Source organism: Geminicoccus harenae (assembly GCF_019800005.1).
GTDB lineage: Bacteria > Pseudomonadota > Alphaproteobacteria > Geminicoccales > Geminicoccaceae > Geminicoccus > Geminicoccus harenae.
The window spans coordinates 41,120-57,344 of record NZ_JABGCL010000014.1; the positions used below are offsets into that span (position 1 = coordinate 41,120).

General features: G+C 68.9%; 22 protein-coding genes, 1 tRNA gene and 1 pseudogene. 20 read left to right on the top strand and 4 right to left on the bottom strand.

Annotated elements, in window-relative coordinates; all coding sequences use genetic code 11:
- Positions 1 to 10: 10 nt before the first annotated feature.
- The 15 genes from HLA95_RS29160 (at position 11) to HLA95_RS14685 (ending at position 7,591) form a co-directional block, all read left to right on the top strand.
- Positions 11 to 1,114, top strand: coding sequence for a calcium-binding protein (locus HLA95_RS29160; protein WP_222183699.1), 1,104 nt, complete (start codon positions 11 to 13; stop codon positions 1,112 to 1,114).
- A 358-nt stretch (positions 1,115 to 1,472) separates the two neighbouring features.
- The gene (locus tag HLA95_RS14620; protein ID WP_191061277.1) at positions 1,473 to 1,973 is read left to right on the top strand and encodes a hypothetical protein; all 501 of its coding nucleotides are present in this window, start codon (positions 1,473 to 1,475) and stop codon (positions 1,971 to 1,973) included.
- A gap of 71 nt (positions 1,974 to 2,044) precedes the next feature.
- Positions 2,045 to 2,278, top strand: coding sequence for a hypothetical protein (locus tag HLA95_RS14625; protein WP_191061276.1), 234 nt, complete (start codon positions 2,045 to 2,047; stop codon positions 2,276 to 2,278).
- 376 nt (positions 2,279 to 2,654) lie between these two features.
- Positions 2,655 to 2,903 (top strand): hypothetical protein, encoded by a 249-nt coding sequence (locus HLA95_RS14630; RefSeq protein WP_191061275.1) that lies wholly within the window; start codon positions 2,655 to 2,657, stop codon positions 2,901 to 2,903.
- Positions 2,903 to 3,148 carry a hypothetical protein gene (locus HLA95_RS14635; protein WP_191061274.1) on the top strand — a complete coding sequence of 82 codons (246 nt, stop codon included), beginning with the start codon at positions 2,903 to 2,905 and terminating at the stop codon, positions 3,146 to 3,148. The genes HLA95_RS14630 and HLA95_RS14635 overlap by 1 nt, the downstream gene beginning before the upstream one ends.
- The gene (locus tag HLA95_RS14640; protein WP_191061273.1) at positions 3,138 to 3,392 is read left to right on the top strand and encodes a hypothetical protein; all 255 of its coding nucleotides are present in this window, start codon (positions 3,138 to 3,140) and stop codon (positions 3,390 to 3,392) included. Before HLA95_RS14635 ends, HLA95_RS14640 begins: the two co-directional genes overlap by 11 nt.
- Before the next feature lies 1 nt (position 3,393).
- The gene (locus HLA95_RS14645) at positions 3,394 to 3,720 is read left to right on the top strand and encodes a hypothetical protein (RefSeq protein ID WP_191061272.1); all 327 of its coding nucleotides are present in this window, start codon (positions 3,394 to 3,396) and stop codon (positions 3,718 to 3,720) included.
- Positions 3,702 to 4,022: a hypothetical protein gene (locus HLA95_RS14650; RefSeq protein ID WP_222183700.1), complete on the top strand. Its 321-nt coding sequence runs from the start codon at positions 3,702 to 3,704 to the stop codon at positions 4,020 to 4,022. Before HLA95_RS14645 ends, HLA95_RS14650 begins: the two co-directional genes overlap by 19 nt.
- 9 nt (positions 4,023 to 4,031) lie before the next feature.
- A complete protein-coding gene (locus tag HLA95_RS14655; protein WP_191061047.1) occupies positions 4,032 to 4,841 on the top strand; it encodes a hypothetical protein in 810 nt (269 codons plus the stop codon).
- On the top strand, positions 4,838 to 5,701 hold the full coding sequence (locus tag HLA95_RS14660; RefSeq protein ID WP_191061046.1) for a recombinase RecT: 864 nt from the start codon (positions 4,838 to 4,840) through the stop codon (positions 5,699 to 5,701). The genes HLA95_RS14655 and HLA95_RS14660 overlap by 4 nt, the downstream gene beginning before the upstream one ends.
- Positions 5,698 to 5,925 carry a hypothetical protein gene (locus tag HLA95_RS14665; protein ID WP_191061045.1) on the top strand — a complete coding sequence of 76 codons (228 nt, stop codon included), beginning with the start codon at positions 5,698 to 5,700 and terminating at the stop codon, positions 5,923 to 5,925. The genes HLA95_RS14660 and HLA95_RS14665 overlap by 4 nt, the downstream gene beginning before the upstream one ends.
- Positions 5,913 to 6,131, top strand: coding sequence for a hypothetical protein (locus tag HLA95_RS14670; RefSeq protein WP_191061044.1), 219 nt, complete (start codon positions 5,913 to 5,915; stop codon positions 6,129 to 6,131). The genes HLA95_RS14665 and HLA95_RS14670 overlap by 13 nt, the downstream gene beginning before the upstream one ends.
- Entirely contained in the window at positions 6,128 to 6,346 is a 219-nt protein-coding gene (locus HLA95_RS14675) for a hypothetical protein (RefSeq protein WP_191061043.1), read from the top strand. Before HLA95_RS14670 ends, HLA95_RS14675 begins: the two co-directional genes overlap by 4 nt.
- Positions 6,343 to 6,696 carry a hypothetical protein gene (locus tag HLA95_RS14680; RefSeq protein WP_191061042.1) on the top strand — a complete coding sequence of 118 codons (354 nt, stop codon included), beginning with the start codon at positions 6,343 to 6,345 and terminating at the stop codon, positions 6,694 to 6,696. The genes HLA95_RS14675 and HLA95_RS14680 overlap by 4 nt, the downstream gene beginning before the upstream one ends.
- Complete coding sequence (locus HLA95_RS14685) at positions 6,629 to 7,591, top strand: tyrosine-type recombinase/integrase (protein ID WP_191061041.1); 963 nt, start codon at positions 6,629 to 6,631, stop codon at positions 7,589 to 7,591. The genes HLA95_RS14680 and HLA95_RS14685 overlap by 68 nt, the downstream gene beginning before the upstream one ends.
- Before the next feature lie 52 nt (positions 7,592 to 7,643).
- Here the strand turns inward: HLA95_RS14685 and HLA95_RS14690 are convergent.
- The 3 genes from HLA95_RS14690 to HLA95_RS14700 form a co-directional block, all read right to left on the bottom strand.
- Positions 7,644 to 7,718 (bottom strand) — tRNA-Gln (locus tag HLA95_RS14690).
- A gap of 67 nt (positions 7,719 to 7,785) precedes the next feature.
- A complete protein-coding gene (locus tag HLA95_RS14695; protein ID WP_222183702.1) occupies positions 7,786 to 8,718 on the bottom strand; it encodes a 4-(cytidine 5'-diphospho)-2-C-methyl-D-erythritol kinase in 933 nt (310 codons plus the stop codon).
- The gene (locus HLA95_RS14700) at positions 8,702 to 10,504 is read right to left on the bottom strand and encodes a tetratricopeptide repeat protein (RefSeq protein WP_222183703.1); all 1,803 of its coding nucleotides are present in this window, start codon (positions 10,502 to 10,504) and stop codon (positions 8,702 to 8,704) included. The genes HLA95_RS14695 and HLA95_RS14700 overlap by 17 nt, the downstream gene beginning before the upstream one ends.
- Positions 10,505 to 10,762: 258 nt before the next feature.
- Here HLA95_RS14700 and HLA95_RS14705 point away from each other — a divergent pair, with 258 nt between their 5' ends.
- From HLA95_RS14705 to HLA95_RS28300, 5 genes and pseudogenes are all read left to right on the top strand, one after another.
- Positions 10,763 to 10,966: a hypothetical protein gene (locus tag HLA95_RS14705; RefSeq protein WP_191062472.1), complete on the top strand. Its 204-nt coding sequence runs from the start codon at positions 10,763 to 10,765 to the stop codon at positions 10,964 to 10,966.
- Positions 10,967 to 11,132: 166 nt separating this feature from the next.
- Positions 11,133 to 12,029 (top strand): uracil-DNA glycosylase, encoded by an 897-nt coding sequence (locus tag HLA95_RS14710; RefSeq protein WP_222183704.1) that lies wholly within the window; start codon positions 11,133 to 11,135, stop codon positions 12,027 to 12,029.
- Positions 12,030 to 12,097: 68 nt separating this feature from the next.
- Positions 12,098 to 13,975 carry a lytic transglycosylase domain-containing protein gene (locus HLA95_RS14715; RefSeq protein ID WP_222183705.1) on the top strand — a complete coding sequence of 626 codons (1,878 nt, stop codon included), beginning with the start codon at positions 12,098 to 12,100 and terminating at the stop codon, positions 13,973 to 13,975.
- Between the two features lie 7 nt (positions 13,976 to 13,982).
- Positions 13,983 to 14,516, top strand: coding sequence for a molybdenum cofactor biosynthesis protein B (moaB, locus tag HLA95_RS14720; protein ID WP_191061641.1), 534 nt, complete (start codon positions 13,983 to 13,985; stop codon positions 14,514 to 14,516).
- A gap of 903 nt (positions 14,517 to 15,419) precedes the next feature.
- Positions 15,420 to 16,067 (top strand): annotated as a pseudogene (locus HLA95_RS28300) (IS3 family transposase); the annotation flags it as partial.
- Positions 16,068 to 16,095: 28 nt separating this feature from the next.
- Here HLA95_RS28300 and HLA95_RS14730 read toward each other — a convergent pair.
- A partial coding sequence (locus HLA95_RS14730) for an integrase core domain-containing protein (protein WP_222182689.1) occupies positions 16,096 to 16,225 on the bottom strand: 130 nt, incomplete at its 5' end.

Genomic DNA, 16,225 nt, shown 5'->3' on the forward strand with positions numbered 1-16,225 from the left:
GGCCTTCACCGTGGCAAAGATCACCGGCACCGTCGGTAACGACCGCTTGTTCGGCACGTCCGGACGCGACACCATCCAGGGCCTGGCCGGCAACGACCTGATCGAGGGTCGCGGCGGCGACGACTTCATCCAGGGCGGCCTGGGCAACGACACGCTGCGCGGCGAGGCCGGCAACGATCGCATCTACGGCGATGCCGGCTTCGACCTGATGAGCGGCGGGGATGGCGACGACATCCTGTTCGGCGGTGACAACCGCGACCGGATCTGGGGCGACGCCGGCAACGACACGCTCTCGGGCCAGCAGGGGCCGGACGACCTCTACGGCGGCCTCGGTGACGACCTGATCTATGGCGGGGATGGCAACGACCTAATCCTGGGCGGGGGCGGCAACGACACCGTCTACGCCGGGACCGGGGATGATCGGATTATCATGCCCTTCAACACCGAGGAGGAAGGGTTCACCGATGGTGCGGTGCTGCTGTTCGGCGGTGCCGGCAACGACCGCGCCTGGGGCGGCAACGGTGCTGACAACATGCGCGGCGAGACCGGCGACGACGAGCTGCACGGCGGCTTCGGTAACGACCGCCTGGACGGCGGCGCCGGGAACGATGCCCTCTTCGGCGGCACGGGGGCGGATCGGCTCATGGGCGGCAGCGGGGATGACCGGCTGATCAGCGGCCAGACCGACAGCGGCAGGAGCATCCTGACGGGCGGGGATGGCGCGGACACCTTCGAGTACAACTTTGAGTATGCCACCGATTCCATGTCCTGGGATCCAGAGGAGCTTGTTACTACCGCAAGTGACGTCATCTCCGACTTCCAGCGGGGCCAGGACAAACTGGAGCTATCCGCGATCTTCTACGATTACGCGGCTGGCGAGACCTACGACTACACCTTCGACTTCGCCGACCTCGACACGAACGGCAACGGCATCCTGACCGATGCGGACGAGGCCATCTCGATCAACTGGCAGTCCTTCATGGGCGAGACGAAGCACAGCCTGACGATCGACATCGGGAAGTTCGCGGTGCTGCAGGAGGCGGCACCAGGCGGGTTCTCGGGCACGATCACGCTGTTCGGCGTGACCACCCTGACGGCGGGGGATTTTGTTTGACGGACGAGACGGAGAAGAAAGACCCGACGATTATGTCGGTAGAGCAAATGGATAAGGCGCATAAACACCTTACAGAAAAGTGGGGTGAAAGAAGTTGCCCAATGTGTGGGGCTGCTGCTTGGCTCATTGCAGACAGAATGATGGCGCCGGTAAACTTGACTTCAGAAGGCAATCCTCATTTAGGAGGGCCAGTATATGGCTATCTGCAGGTTCATTGCTCCAACTGCGGGTTTGCTGCATTTGTGAACGCTGACGTCGCGGGGCTCCCCTGATGGCTCAGCGCGGCGCCCCGGCGAATGATGCTTCCCAATGGAACCCCCGGTCCCTATTTCCTCTGCATAGAGACGAAGGGGGTACCGTGGCCGACGCGGTGACGAGGCCGGAGTTCGAAGCGAAACTGGAGGCCATGGAGGCTCGCCAGGAGGCGAATATCAGTCGCCTCGAAGGCCGCTTTGCTACCCTTGAGGCAACCATCTCCAGCCTTGCCAACGATGTGCGTGCGGTGACTGCGGCAGTTGGCAAGCAGGGTGAGTCAGTCACGGAGCTGCGGCGGCACGTCGATGCCAGAATCGACGAGGTTAAGTCCAACAACCTTGCACATACAATCACTGCCGCCGGCCTGGCGCTCGGCCTCATCCTCACCATCATCGGGACCGGCGTGGCCCTATATTATGGCTGGGCTCAAGCCGCGCAGACCATGCTCTCGGCGGTTGCCGAGGGGAGGCAACAGGCCGCGCAGCCGGCCGCTGCACCGCAGCCCATCATCATTCAGATCCCCAGCTCGACTGACCGGTCGGAGCTAGGCCTGTATGACTGGTGGAAGGGTCCCGGCTCCCCGTCGGTTTCTTCGCCGCCTTAAAGCCTGACGGTCTCCAGCAAGCCCGCTCACCAGCGCCGCCTCCGGGCGGCGTTGTCATTTCGAGGTCCCCCATGAAGATCAAGCTCGGCGACTACACGCTGGATCTGGCTGCGCCGGAGACGGTCGATCTGACGCCGCTTCTGGGCTGGGGCATCCTTGGGTTGGGGGTGCTGGCCATCGCGGCCACTGCTCTGTTCGTTCTCGGCAATGAGATCGCGGAGGGCATCTGGGGCCTTCTCGTGGTCGCTCTTGCGTTCGCAGCCATCAGCTATCGGCACGAAATCGCGGCTCTGCTCGGGATCTGAATTAGCCGGGCGTAAATCGACGTTCTGAGCGCGCATTTCCGCACCTGGCCGTGCCAGGTCCCGCAGGGTTTCCATTCGGGATACCTTGGTAGCCCTGCGGGGACCCTCAGGGGACCCTTGCGGTAGCCCAGGTATCCGACCCGGAAACCACAGATGCGCAATCTGTTGCGGCTCAAGGCATCGTAAAGTTTTGCGATTATCGTTGACCTCGCAATCTTTTGCGATACGATCTCCCCATCGACCACCGCACCGCGGATGGGGAGACGAGATGTTCCAAGCACTCCAGATACTCGCCGGCATCGCCGCCGCCTGGGCGATCATCAACGTCATGGTGGCCTGGCCGCTGATCGACCTCCTGATCGAGGAGGCGTGAGCCATGAGCATCCACACCCGCCTCGACCTCCTGGACCGCCCCGGCCTGCCGGCTGAGCGCGAGCTGCCCGAGGTCGTGGAGACCGACCTGCAGCGCCTGGAGAACGCCTACGCGCTCCTGGAGAACGCCTACGCCATCCTCCGCACGATCAGCCTGGCCAGCGTCGAGGAAGCCCGCGCGCAGCTCGAGGAGAACGTGCTGGGCGCCATCAACCTGGACGCCGAGCGCGCCCGGGCCTGGGAGGTGCACTGATGGCCAAGACCCTCCAGCAGATCGACGATGCCATGCAGGACCTGTGGCACGAGCTGCAGCTGAACGTGGCCGCGGAGATCGAGGCCGAGCACGAGGACGATGCTCGGTCGCTGACCGAGGCGGCGAACACCCTGTCGGGAGCGCAGCACATCGTCGAGACGGTCCTGCGCAACCGGCGCAAGGCCGCCGCCTATGCCGAAGCCCGGCTGAGCCAGATGCTCGGGGAGGCCCGCGATGCTGCGTAGCGCCCTGCTCGCCGCCCTGCTGCTGGCGACGCCGGCGATGGCCGAGGAAGCCGCCGAGCCGATCTGCCAGCCAGTCCAGGAGGTCCTGCGGGTCACGTCCAAGATCGGGCAGTTCATCCGCTCCGAGGGCGAGACCGACATCGGCGCCAAGCCCGTGATCCTGACGCTCAACCCTGACACCGGTGCCTGGTCCGTGTGGGTCCTGATGACCCCGGAGCTCGCCTGCCTGTTCGCGGAGAACTGAGATGAGCGGCATCCCCTCTGACAACCTCGCCCCCGTCCCGCTCCACGAGGAAGGCAGCCCTGCCCATTTCCGCTTCTGGAAGAACCAGGCGATCGCCGCCTCGCGCGAGATCCTGGAGCTGCGGCAGCGCAACGCCCGGCTGACCGGCCACCGCAACCAGCTCATCTCGATGCTCGACGCCGCGCGGGTGAGCGCCAACCGGCTGCGTGCTGAGTTGGCCGATGCCCGCGAGGAAGCGGACCGCAAGCGCGACCACCGGCCGGTGTACCTGATCGGTGGGGCCGCCTGGGCGCTGGTGGGGATCCTGGTGTGGCAGTTCCTTCGGTGAAGGACATCACCCGCCCGGCGCCCGGCCTCTACAAGCGCAGGCTGGTCAAGGGCGGGGCCTGGCAGCCGGTGAAGCTCTTCCTCCAGCCCGCCCTCGACGATGAGGGCCGGCGTGCGGATCGAGCGCCCCTGCTCTGCATGTGGACGCCCGACGCCACCACCCACCACCGCGGCCACATCCTCGATGTCTGGCCGGGCCTGCATCCCATCACGCAACGCGAGTTCGACGCTCTGTGCCACGGGCCGCTGGTCCACCGCGCCCGCGAGAAGGTCGACCTCAGCCTCGAACCCACCCTGTTCTAGGAACCCGACATGGCAACCGCAGCGGCCCAGATGGGCCACAACTCCGGCATCGACGCGGAGAGCGTCATCGGCCGGCTCGACCAGGACTACGGCGATGTGCTGACCCGGGCCCGCGACCTGGTCGAGGCCGCCGGCCGCGTGCCGGCCGAGCTCGACGACCTGACGCATGCCAAGGCGGTCGACTTCGTCGCCAAGCAGATCCGGCCGCACATCAAGCGCGTGGCCGACATCCACAAGGCGGAGAAGCAGCCCTACCTCGACGGCGGCCGCGCCGTGGACACCTGGAAGAACGGCCTGACCGCCGATCTCGAAGGGGCCATGAAGTCGGTCGTCCGCAAGATCGAGGACCGCGACCGCAAGAAGGCTGCTGAGGAGCGCGCTCGGCGTGAGGAAGAGGCCCGCCTGGCGCGCGAGGAAGCCGCCCGGGTCGCTGCCGAGCTGGCGGCAAGGGAAGCGGCCATGAAGACCGACGACGACCTGTCGGCGGTGCTGCAGGAGGAGGCGAAGACCCTGCAGGCGCAGGCGGCCGTCCAGGCTGCAGAGAAGGCGGCCGCGGCATCCTCCGCCGATCTGGCGCGCACCCGGACCAGCACGGGCTCCATGAGCACGCTGCGCACCGAGGTGGCGTTCCGGGTCGTGGACAAGGTCGGGGCGCTCGGTCTGGTCGGCGCGCTGCTCGATGACGAGGCCGTGGCGCGGGCTATCCGCATGCACATCAAGATCAATGGCCAGTCGCTGAAGAAGTCCCTGGAGAAGGATGGACCGACGACCGTGAGCGGCGTCGAGTTCTTCCTGGAAGAGCGGAGCATGATTCGATGAGCACCGACCTCACCGTCCAGGAGCAGCAGGCGTTCCACGCCCCGGCTCCCGCCGTCTTCGACCCGCACAAGTTCGAGGTGATGGCCCGGATCGCCAACATCATGGCCGGCTCCAAGCTCGTGCCGGAATGCCTGCAGGGGAAGCCGGACGACTGCTTCCTCGTCACCGAGCAGGCCGATCGCTGGGGCATGAGCCCGTTTGCGGTGGCGCAGTGCGCCAGCGTGGTGAAGGGCAAGCTCCTGTTCGAGGGCAAGCTGGTCACCGCGGTCGTGAACGCCAGCAGCCGCCTCCAGGGCGGCCTGCGCTTCACCTTCGAAGGGACCGGCCAGAGCCGGGCGGTGATCTGCAGCGGCACGCTCAAGGGCGAGACGGAGCCGCGCATCTACCGGATCGAGATCGCCAAGGCCCAGGCGGTCGCCGGCAACTCGACGCTGTGGAAGACCGACCCGGAGCAGCAGTCCTGCTACTTCGCCGCCCGCTTCTGGGCGCGCCGGCACCTGCCGGAGGTCATGCTCGGGGTCTATGGCCCGGACGAGTACCAGGGCGAGGCTCCGGCGGAGATGAAGAACATCACGCCGGCCACAGAGAGCCGACCTGCCGCGCCGCCCGACGCCCTGGTCGAGGTCACCGCCACGGACGGTGAAGTGTTCATGCTCCCGCCTGGCCCGGCCAAGCTGAAGCTGAAGGAGCTGATCAACGAACTGGCCGACGGCGAGGACTTCGAGCTGCTGTGGAACGCCAACAAGGACCTGATCAAGTCCGACCCGGTCCTCAAGGAGGCGATGAAGGAGCGGCGCGACGAGTTCTTCCCGCCGCAGAATGAGCAGCAGGCCGACCTGCTGGGGGCAGGTGGGAAGTGATCGACGCCTTCCTGACCGACCACCGCGGCAAGACGATCTCCATGATCACCACGCCCGGCTCCTGGCTGCACATGCTGCGGAGCTACTGGCGGGCAGCGGAGGCGGCCGACGCCATCCCTGCCCTGCTGGAGGCCAATGCCGAGGAGCTGAAGCGCCTGGCTGCCCAGGACGAGCGCGTGGCCAGAGCGGCGAAGCTGCTGGAGGCCCACCCATGCCCCCGTTGACCGCCCTCACCGCCTGGATCCGCCGCAACCTGCCGCACGTGCTGGCCGAGGAGCAGGCGCGCATCTGGTGGCAGCTCGCCGCCCAGGACTACCGGCTGAGCGACGCCGCCTGCCTCAAGGCGATGGAGACCTACCAGGCCGGCGGGCCGGATCGCGTGAGAGCCGCGATCACGGCGGCCGTGCAGCATGATGCGAGGAAGCCATGAGCACGCTCGACCGCCTCCTGATGCGCGACGTGGCCCGCTGTGAGGGCAGCAGCTTCGGCGTCGTCTGCCGCGTGCGCCACGAGTGCATGCGCTTCACCCAGCGCTCCACCGGCCGCGTCTGGATGGCGCCGCCGGAGCCGGACGAGATCGACCAGTGCTCGGCCATGCTCACCGAGCGGCAGGTTTGGACAGAGGACAGGAGGTCGGCGGCATGAGCGAGCGCCTTGCCGTGGGCGAGGTCGAGGCCGCCTACATGCTGGGCATCCAGGACCTGTCCGAGGCCCGCCGCGTCCTGGCGGGCCTGACGCCCCTGCACCTCCCCGGCGGCGGGCGCCGCTTTTCCATCGACGAGATCAGGCGGAGAGCAGGCGGACGTGCCTCGGACCACGACATCTCGGCCCAGGAAGCCGAGCTCATCGCCCAAGCGGAAGCTATGGCATCGGCCCCGGTACGTCGTCGAGAACGCGGGGGTGCTGTACTGGCAGCCGAGCACGGCCTTGCGGAAGCAGGGCTGGACCAGCAAGCGCCTGCCGGACGATCGGCGCGACGCCTACCGCGAGGCTGACGAGCTCAATCGCCAGCTCGATCTGTGGCGCCAGGGCCTGGCCGAGACGCCGCTGAAGGAGCCAGCACCCATCCGCGGCAGCCTCGCCTGGCTGATCCGCGAGTACCGCGCCTCCGATGCCTGGACCAAGCTCCGGGAGCGCACCAAGAAGGACTATGCCCGGCACCTGGACGCCATCAAGGCATGGGCCGGCAACCATCAGGTCCGGGCGATCACCGCCCGCACGGTCTACGCCTACCGCTCGGTCTGCCTGAAGATCGGCGCCCGGCAGGGGCCGATGCGCATGCAGGTGCTGCGCATCCTGCTCTCACATGCGGTGCGGATCGGCGAGCTCGCCAGCAACCCGGCCTCCAACCCGGGCATCAGCATGCCCAAGAGCCGCGACGCCATCTGGTCGCCCGAGCAGATCCAGGCGTTCGCCGCCGTGGCCGGGGAGCAGATGCGCACCGCCATGATGCTCGGCATCTGGACGGGGCAGCGGCTGGGCGACGTGCTGGCGATGCGCTGGACGGACATCCGGGACGGCCGGATCGACATCCAGCAGAGCAAGACCCTCAAGCGCGTCTCGATCCCGATCTCCGGGCCGCTGGCCGACCACCTGAACGGGCTCAAGCGCGAGAGCCTGATGGTCCTGCACAACAAGGGCACGCCCTGGCGCGATCCGGTCTTCCGCAACGCCTGGCGCCGGGCGCAGAGCAAGGCCGGCGTGACCGGCGTGGCCTTCATCGACCTGCGCCGCACATCGGTCTGCATGCTGGCCGAGGCCGGCTGCACGATCCCCGAGATCGCGTCCATCACCGGGCACTCGATCACCGAGACCCAGCGGATCATCGACGTCTACCTGAAGCCCACCAAGAAGCTGGCCGACGCCGCGATCCGCAAGCTGGAGCGCTGAAGTCAGTCTTTGAGCCCTCTCGGATTTCAAAGACTCATGCACCCGAGAAAGCTGGTTGGGGCGGGAGGATTCGAACCTCCGCATGGCGGAACCAAAATCCGCTGCCTTACCGCTTGGCGACGCCCCAACGATGCGCTGGAGATACGCCGAACGGCAGGCGGGCTCAACCGCTAGCAGCAGCCAGGCCTGGCCGCTCAGGACTCCGGGCCGGGCTCGATCAGGACCGGCTCGATCCACCAGCCCGGCACCGCCGCGCGCAGGATGGTGGCGGCACGCTTGAGGCGGACGCCGTCGGCGAACAGGCCGAAGCAGGTCGAGCCGCTGCCCGACATCCGCGCCAGGAGGCAGCCCTCCAGGACGCGCAGGCTCTGCAGCACCTTGCCGATGGCCGGGGCCAGCGCCACGGCCGGTGCCTCCAGGTCGTTGCGGCTTTCCGCTAGGTACTGGGCCAGCACCAGCGGGCCGCCATTAGGCTGCAGCCCGCCCTCGCGCTCCGGGCCCAGCTCGCGCAGCCCGCGGAACACCTGCGGGGTCGCGACATGCACGCCGGGATTGACCAGCAGCAGCGCCAGGGCCGGCAGGCCACGCACCGGGTCGAGCCGCTCGCCCAGCCCGCGCATGCGCGCCGGCCGGGCATAGACGCAGACCGGCACGTCCGCACCCAGCTCGGCACCCAGCTCGCGCAGCCGGGCATTGCCCAGTTTCGTGCCGCACACCCGGTCGAGCAGGCGCAGGGCGGCAGCGGCATCGGCACTGCCCCCGCCGAGCCCGCCGCCCACCGGCAGTTGCTTGTCGAGCCGGATCCGACCGGACAGCGCTGTCCCGGTGCGCCTGGCCAGCAGCTCCGCTGCCCGAAGGACGAGATTGCTCCCGTCCCGCGGCACGGCCGGCGCGAACGGCCCGCTCACCTCCAGGCTCAGCCCGCCCGTATCCGCCGGTTCGAACTCCAGCCGGTCGCCGACCGGCGCGAACACCACGAGGCTGTCCAGCTCGTGATAGCCGTCCAGGCGGCGCCCGGTGACCAGCAGGTCGAGATTGATCTTGGCCGGCGCCAGCTCGTTGCGGGCGGCCCCGGTCTCGGCCGGCGCCGTGCCCCCGGCCGCCTGCCGTCTAAGATTCCAGACCATTGGCCAGCTTGTCCCGCAGCAGCCGGGCCAGCTCCGCATCCGGCGAAAGGGTCAGGGCGCGCTGCCACTGGAAGCGTGCCTCGCGGAACCGGCCGGTCCGCCAGTAGGCGTCGCCCAGATGCTCGTTGATCACCGGGTCGCCCGGCTCCGCCTCCACGGCCCGGTCCAGCCAGCTCACCGCCTCGTTCAGCCGGCCGATCTTGAAATAGGCCCAGCCCAGGCTGTCGATGATGAATCCGTCGCGCGGGCGCAGTTCCACGGCCTTCTGCAGCATGCCGAGTGCCTGCTCCAGGTTCTCGCCGCGATCGACCCAGGAATAGCCCAGATAGTTCAGGACCAGCGGCTGGTCCGGTGCCAGCTCCAGTGCGCGCTGGAAGTCGGCCACGGCTTCCGGCCAGCGACCCAGCCGCTCGCGCGCCACGCCCCGGGCGTAGAACAGGCGCCAGTCGGTGGCGGACGGTGCCGCCACCCGCGCGATCGCCTGGTCATAGGCCTGCTCCGCCTCCGCATAGCGCTCGCCGCTGCGCGCGAGGTCGCCGAGCTTGACCAGGGCATCGGTCCGCTCCGGCCGTTCTGCGGCCATGCGCTCGAGCAGGTCCTCGGCATCGTCCTGCCGGCCGGCCGCCAGCGTGGCATCGACGGTGGCGAGCTTCGCGTCCCAGGCCCAGGACGAATCCCCGGGCAGTTGCGCCAGCGTCTCGATCGCCAGTTCTGGGCTGCCCTGGGCGGTCATCAGGCTCGCCAGGGTCAGCACCGCCTCGCCGTCCTCGGGGGCTGCCCAGGTCGCCAGCCGGGCATAGACGATGGCGCGACCCTCGGCTCCCTGCTGGCGCAGGGCCTCGACGATCGCGAGCAGGAGATCGGCCGTGCCCTCGCCGGCACTGGCCAGCACCGCCACCGGCGGCTGGCCGGCCGAGACATGCTCGACCGCGCGGCCGAACACGGCGGGCTGCTCGTGCAAGGCGGCCGCGCTTTGGAGATAGCGGTGCGCGGCCGCCTGACCGTCCACCTCGAAGATCAGGCGTGCGGTCAGCAGCGCCATGCGCACCGGGACCTGCTGGCCCTCCTGCGCCTGCGGCTGGAGGGTAGCCCGGGCCGCCGCCGCCTGCCCCGCCAGGGCCTGGATCGCCGCGCGGTGGTAGGTCAGCACCGCGAACAGCGGGTCATCCGGCGCCACCTCCGGCAGCCGGCTGAGCGCACGCTGCGGATCACCCTCGGCAACGGCGAGCCAGGCCTGCAGCACCGGGGCGATCAGCCCGCCGATGCTGCGCTCGGGCAGGGCGCCGAGGGCACGGCGCGCCTCGGCGATCCGGCCGCCCTGCAGCGCGTCGATGAACAGGACGAGGTGGGCCTCGTCGGCGCCGGGGTCGATCTCGGTCAGGAGGCGCGCCTGGTCCCTGGCCCCGGGCAGGTCGCCGCGGGCCACGTCCAGGAGGAAGACCTGCCGGCGCAGGTCCAGGTCGTCGGGGTCGGCTGCGAGCGCTCGTTCCAGCGCATCGGACGCCTGCACCACGTCGCCCGCGTCCATCGCGTACTGGCCCACCAGGTAGTCGCCAATGGCGCTGCTCTCGACCGACTGGGCGGTTGCCATCAGCGCGGGTGCCGGCGACAGGTCGTCCAGCGCGCCATTGCTGGCCTGCAGGGCAGGAGCGCAGGCCGCGGTCAGCGGCACGAGCACGCTCAGCAGGGCCGGCAGGCGGGACCGGCGCTTCGGTCCGACCGGCCGGCCCAGGGCTGGTGCAGCGAGATGCGGCTCCATGACAGGAGCACCCGGAAGGCCGTTCAACCGCTTCTCCGCGCTGTCTGCTGGGCGATGGTGGTGGGGATGAAGGTCGCGAACGGATTGGCCCAGTCCCGGCCGCGGACCAGGCCGATCCCACCGGATTCGAGGCCACCCGGCAGCGGCGCGCCGTGGCGTCACGGTGCCGGCGTCGGACCCCGACGCTTGACGTGGCCGGGCGATCCGGTCAAGAGACCCGCAGCCGACCTGCCGGTCCTGGGCAGGCTATTGTCGTACCGACGTCGCGCTATCGGATCCGAACCCATGCTTAAGACCTCGAAGAGCAAGAACGACCCCACGGCGCGTGGCGCCGCCCAGCCCGCCAAGATGATCGACGGCAAGAAGATCAAGCCGGCGCTCTATGTCGGCACCGCGGTGGGCCATGGTCGCTACATAGCGGCGCAGGATGAGAGCGGCAAGCTGGTGGCCGATCGCGAAGGCCGGCCGATTCCCTACCGCGACATCTGATCCCCGATCGGGGCCACGGAAGGATGCGGTCGACGGCTGGTGCCGTCGACGGATAGTCTAGGTGCCGGCCGGTTCACCCGTGGTGAGAGGCCGGCCGGAGGTGGAGCAGGAAGCGGGCCGCCGGTGCAGCTCCAGGCGATGCCGGTAGCTGTGCCAGTAGCTGTGGATGCGTCTGCAGGTCGGGCTGGGGGAAGAAGAGGCGGTGGATCGCGGGCTGCACCAGCTCCGCGCCTGGCTTGCCTGGCAGCAGGCCGCAGGCGCCGTCGATCTGGTCGGTGACCCGGCCGAACGCAGCCTTGCCCTCCCCTCGACCGCCTCGCCCCTGCCGGAAGCCGCCGAACCTACCGGCCTGCGTCCTCTGGCCGACCTCCTGCCGGGGATGCCGGCACAGGCGATCGCACCGCCCGCCCGCCGCCCCGAGACGGGCGACGTCGCCGCTGCCCGCCGCCTCGCCCTGGCCTGCCCCGACCTCACCGCCCTGGAAGCCGCGCTCGCCGGCTTCGAAGGATGTGCGCTGCGGCGCACTGCCACCCGGCTGTGCTTTGCCGACGGCAATCCCATGAGCCCGCTCGTGCTGGTCGGCGAGGCACCCGGGGCCGAGGAAGACCGGCAGGGCAAGCCGTTCGTCGGCCCGTCCGGCCGCCTCCTGGACCGGATGCTGGCGACGATCGGACTGGACCGCTCCCGCTTCTGGATCACCAACTGCCTGTTCTGGCGGCCACCCGGCAACCGCACCCCCTCGCCGCAGGAGGTGGCGGTCTGCCAGCCCTTCCTGGAGCGGGCGCTGGAACTGGTGCAGCCGAAGATCGTGCTGTTCGTGGGAGGCACTGCCGCGCGCACCCTGCTCGGGCTGGAAGCCGGTGTGACCCGGCTGCGCGGCACGCTGCGCAGCTGGCACCCCGACTGGTCGCCAGCGCCGATCGGGACCCTCGTGACCTTCCATCCCGCCTATCTCCTGCGCAACCCGGCCCAGAAGAAGCTGGTCTGGCGGGACCTTCTGCAGCTCAGCCAGCGTCTGGACGCAATCTCGGGCCAGGGTGGCCCGGAGGGGAGGCCGCACTAGCTCACCGCAAACGGGTGGACCAGCGCGTCCGGCCAGCGGGGCCGGGCGGCACGACAGGGGGAAATCCCATGGCGCTCGAACGACCACCCGGTCGCGCCTGGTCGGTGCGATCGTGGCTCGCTTCCAACCTCTTCACCGGCATGCTCCTGGCGGGCATCCCGCTCGCCACACCGGCATTGGCCGATGATGTCGCGATACCGGATGCGCCGGCGGCGGCCGCGCAGCAGGGTGATGTCCAGCTGGCCCGGCTGAGCCCGGGCTTCCTTCGGGAAATGCCGGACAGGACCGTGCTGCCGCGCCCGCTCTCGGCCAGCGACGCTGACATGTACCGGCGCCTGTTTGCCCTGCAGGCGGAGGAGCGCTACGACATGGTCGACCGGCTGCTCCGGCTGGTCGACAACCGGATGCTGCAGGGCCACCTCCTGGCCGAGCGCTATCTCGATCACCGGGACTACAAGGCCAGCTTCCAGGAACTGGTCCAGTGGCTCGAGCGCTATGGCGATCATCCGCGCGCGGAGCGGATCCACGCGCTCGCTGCCAAGCGCCGTCCTGCCGACGCGGTGTTGCCCAGGCCGCACGCTGCCCCCGCCGTGGCCCACGCCCAGCCTCAGCTGGTCGAGGACGGCGCCAGCTATGTCAGCACGCTGGAACGACCGAAATCCGTGGCGCGCAAGGTTGCCAAGTGGCGGCGGCACATCCCGGAACTGATCCGCAACGGCAAGCTGGACGAGGCCCGGGCGGAACTGGCTCGGGCGGACGTGCTGCCGCTCCTCGATGCCGCGGAACTCGACATCGCACGCTGGCAGGTCGGCCGGGCGCTCCTGGCGAATGGTGAGGCCAAGCAGGCTTATGCGCTGACCGGGCCGGCAGCGTTCCGCTCGGCCGCCATTGTGCCGGCCATGGCCTGGACGGCCGGGCTGTCCGCCTGGCGGGTACGGGACTATCTGGGTGCCCAGCGCTTCTTCACCGAGTTCGCCAATCGGCGGGGCTCGGTGCCCGCGGAGGCGGCAATGGGTGCCTTCTGGGCAGCCCGGGCCAGCTTGGCTGCCGACCGGCCGCAATTCGTGCCGCGCTTCATGCGCCTGGCCGCTGCGACCGGGGACAATTTCTATGGCCGGCTGGCCCGGGCGGTGCTGGGCGGGCCGTTGCCCGCCGCCGCAGATGACGGATTGGGCGACCGCACGACCCTCACCCTGCTCAAATATGCCGGCGGCCGGCGGGCGCTGGCCCTGGCGCAGATCGGGCGGCCGGAACTGGCCGAGCTGGAGATCCGCGGCCTGGCCCGGCGCCAGGACGACCCGCTGCTGGCCGAGGCGATCTGGAAACTGACCGAGGCGATGGACCTGCCGCCCGCTGCCGCCGTGGCGGCGGGTCCGGAGGTCGAGCCGCCCGGCAGCGGCGACTATCCCGTGCCCAAGCTGCGGACCAGCCATTTCGTCCTGGACCGGGCGCTGGTGCTGGCCGTGATCCGCGCGGAAAGCGGCTTCGACCAGCTGGCGATCAGCTCCGCAGGTGCGCTCGGCCTGATGCAGATCATGCCCGCCACCGCGGCCGCCATCGCCGAGCGCAAGGGCATCCAGCTGGCCGATGGCGACCTGCACGACCCGCTGGTCAACCTGAAGCTCGGCCAGGCCTATCTCGAGTTCCTGATGGAGCAGAAGGAGATCGGGCCGAACCTGATCCTGCTGGCCGCCGCCTACAATGCCGGGCCCAGCCGGGTGCTCCAGTGGCTGGCGCGCGATCCGCAGGCTGACGATCCCCTCTACTTCCTGGAAAGCATCCCGCTGGTCGAGACCAGGAACTATGTGAAGAAGGTGCTGTCAGCCTACTGGGCCTACCAGGAGCGGTTCTCCCAGGCGACCACCTCGCTGGATGAGCTGCGCCTGGGGAGCTGGCCGACCTACCGGGCGCCCGACCGTGCCGGGCGCAAAGCTGCCAGGAGCTGAGGCGACCATGTCCGGACGGATCGACGAGACGGCTTCCTTCCAGGCCCTGCGCATCGCACTGCTCACCGTGTCGGACAGCCGCGACCGGACGAGCGACCGTTCCGGCGACACGTTGGAGGAACGGGTGCGCGCAGCCGGCCATGAACTCGTCGCGCGCACGCTGGTGCGGGACGATTCGCAGGAGATCGCGGCCCAGTTCCGCGCATGGATCGCGGATCCGGGCGTCGAGGTGATCATCTCCACCGGCGGCACCGGAGTGACCGGCCGCGACGTCACGCCCGAGGCGCTGGCCGACGTGGTCGAGAAGGACATCCCGGGCTTCGGCGAGATGTTCCGGATGATCTCCTACAACAAGATCGGCACCTCCGCCCTGCAGAGCCGCGCCTGTGCCGGCGTGGCGAACGGCACCTACCTGTTCTGCCTGCCAGGCTCTCCCGGCGCCTGCCGCGACGGCTGGGACGAGATCCTGCGCTGGCAGCTCGACATCCGCCACCGCCCCTGCAACTTCGCTGAGCTGCTGCCACGCCTGCGCGAACGCTGACCGGCGGAGCTGCCACCGGCCTCCGGACAGTGCCTTCAGCACGACACGAGATGCTCCCAGCGACCGGCATAGACCTGCGACCGGGCTGCGCATGATGCGGCCGTCAACGAGTACCGGCTGAAGGTTGCCCGCCCGGCGTGCTGCTCCGCCACGGGATAGCTTGCCTCCCAGCGCCGACTATCTGGGCGGTGCCCCTTCCCGGCGAACCGGCGGCCCATCCAGAGCGAGCCGGCAGCCCGTATCCAACGGAGGTTGCGCCATGACCCCAGTGTCGGAACAGGCAGGCAACGACCGCCCTGCCACCCGACCTTCTTCGATAGCATCGGCAGGCCGGCCGCAACCGGCGCCGGCCGGTCGGTCATTCCGTCCGCGTCACAGCCAGTTCGGCCGCTCGGGCCGGACCAGCCGTCTCATGTTGTAAGCCGTACTGAACATGCCGATCTCCAAAGCAGCCCGGGTCAAACCGAGCGTAGGAGCGGACAGCTTCATATGCTGCTTCTACCCGGCGAACATATGTCGATGGTCCAATGAACCACCGATCTGGTCCAGTTGGCTTAGGGAAAGGTCCCCACCATTGGGCGATCCTCGGGCTTCTTGAAATGGCACATGGAGCGGTAGCCGGCAGCATCCAGGACGGCTTGGCTGGCCTTCGAATAGTAGACGGTACCCACTCAATGATCACAGCAGGCGATCGATTCAGCCCCATTGCGGACGGCGTCTGGAGTTGCCGGCGAGTATGGCTGCCGATGGAGCCCAGGTTCAAGAGGTCCAGCAGCCCCGTCGCTCAGCTGCGGACGCTCAACAGGAAGCAGCCTAGTCTGCTTCGTTGCCCATCCCCGCTCCACCGTCCGCAGAGGTGGCCCCGTAAGCGCCGGACAGGCGAATAAGCTTGGTCCGTTCTGCATGAAGGACGGACCCGATGACGGGGAAGCGACACGGTACGCAGCCGAGTTCAAGGCGAAGATGGCTGTGTAGGCGCTACGTGGGGAGATGACGACAGCGCAACTGGCGGCCACGCACAGCATCACCAGACCATGGTCAGCGAGTGGAAGCGCCAGGCAGGCTATAGAGGGCTTGGCGTCGGTGTTTGCCGGCAGGTCGACAGCTCAGGAGACGGCCAAGACCGCCAAGGCCGAGGTGAAGAAGCTGCACGCGAAGATCGGGCAGTTGCAGCGGGATTTTTTGGCGAAGCGTCCAGTCGATGAGCCTAGAGCGACGACGGCAGATGATCGAGCCGGAGCACCCGCAGCTGTCGATCGTGCGCCAGTGCGAACTGGCCTCGATCAGCCGATCCGGGTTCTACCGCCGCCCAGCCGGGAGCACCCGCTGAACCTGGAACTGATGCGCCGGATCGATGTGCAGTTCCTGGACACGCCCCTCCAGCGCCTCCTGGCGCTGGCTCCTGTGGAGATGGAGCCGTCGAAGGCTCCCGGCAGATGGCGCGCCATCTCCAGCGTGCGGGCTACGTGGTTGGCCGCAAGCGCATCCGGCGGCTAATGGCGAAGATGGGGATTGGCGCCGATCTACCAGCGACCGCGCACGACGGTGCCGGATGACCTTGCCCCCTGATTGCCCCCGTTCATAACCAGAGCCCGTTCTGGTCGTGGTCCTGTCTGGACCGGGTTGCGACCTCGTTCGGGGTGAGGCCGCCGAGGCTCGTGTGGGGCCGGTGGCCGTTGTAGTCGTCCCGCCAAGCATCGATGATCCGT

Coding starts and splice junctions, on each gene's coding strand:
- moaB (WP_191061641.1), top strand. CDS start 13,983: ATGTCCGGACGGATCGACGAGACGGCTTCCTTCCAGGCCCTGCGCATC.
- HLA95_RS14695 (WP_222183702.1), bottom strand. CDS start 8,718: ATGGTCTGGAATCTTAGACGGCAGGCGGCCGGGGGCACGGCGCCGGCC.
- HLA95_RS14655 (WP_191061047.1), top strand. CDS start 4,032: ATGGCAACCGCAGCGGCCCAGATGGGCCACAACTCCGGCATCGACGCG.
- HLA95_RS14645 (WP_191061272.1), top strand. CDS start 3,394: ATGAGCGGCATCCCCTCTGACAACCTCGCCCCCGTCCCGCTCCACGAG.
- HLA95_RS14635 (WP_191061274.1), top strand. CDS start 2,903: ATGGCCAAGACCCTCCAGCAGATCGACGATGCCATGCAGGACCTGTGG.
- HLA95_RS14680 (WP_191061042.1), top strand. CDS start 6,343: ATGAGCGAGCGCCTTGCCGTGGGCGAGGTCGAGGCCGCCTACATGCTG.
- HLA95_RS14625 (WP_191061276.1), top strand. CDS start 2,045: ATGAAGATCAAGCTCGGCGACTACACGCTGGATCTGGCTGCGCCGGAG.
- HLA95_RS14710 (WP_222183704.1), top strand. CDS start 11,133: ATGCGTCTGCAGGTCGGGCTGGGGGAAGAAGAGGCGGTGGATCGCGGG.
- HLA95_RS14715 (WP_222183705.1), top strand. CDS start 12,098: ATGGCGCTCGAACGACCACCCGGTCGCGCCTGGTCGGTGCGATCGTGG.
- HLA95_RS14670 (WP_191061044.1), top strand. CDS start 5,913: ATGCCCCCGTTGACCGCCCTCACCGCCTGGATCCGCCGCAACCTGCCG.
- HLA95_RS14675 (WP_191061043.1), top strand. CDS start 6,128: ATGAGCACGCTCGACCGCCTCCTGATGCGCGACGTGGCCCGCTGTGAG.
- HLA95_RS14630 (WP_191061275.1), top strand. CDS start 2,655: ATGAGCATCCACACCCGCCTCGACCTCCTGGACCGCCCCGGCCTGCCG.
- HLA95_RS14660 (WP_191061046.1), top strand. CDS start 4,838: ATGAGCACCGACCTCACCGTCCAGGAGCAGCAGGCGTTCCACGCCCCG.
- HLA95_RS14705 (WP_191062472.1), top strand. CDS start 10,763: ATGCTTAAGACCTCGAAGAGCAAGAACGACCCCACGGCGCGTGGCGCC.
- HLA95_RS14640 (WP_191061273.1), top strand. CDS start 3,138: ATGCTGCGTAGCGCCCTGCTCGCCGCCCTGCTGCTGGCGACGCCGGCG.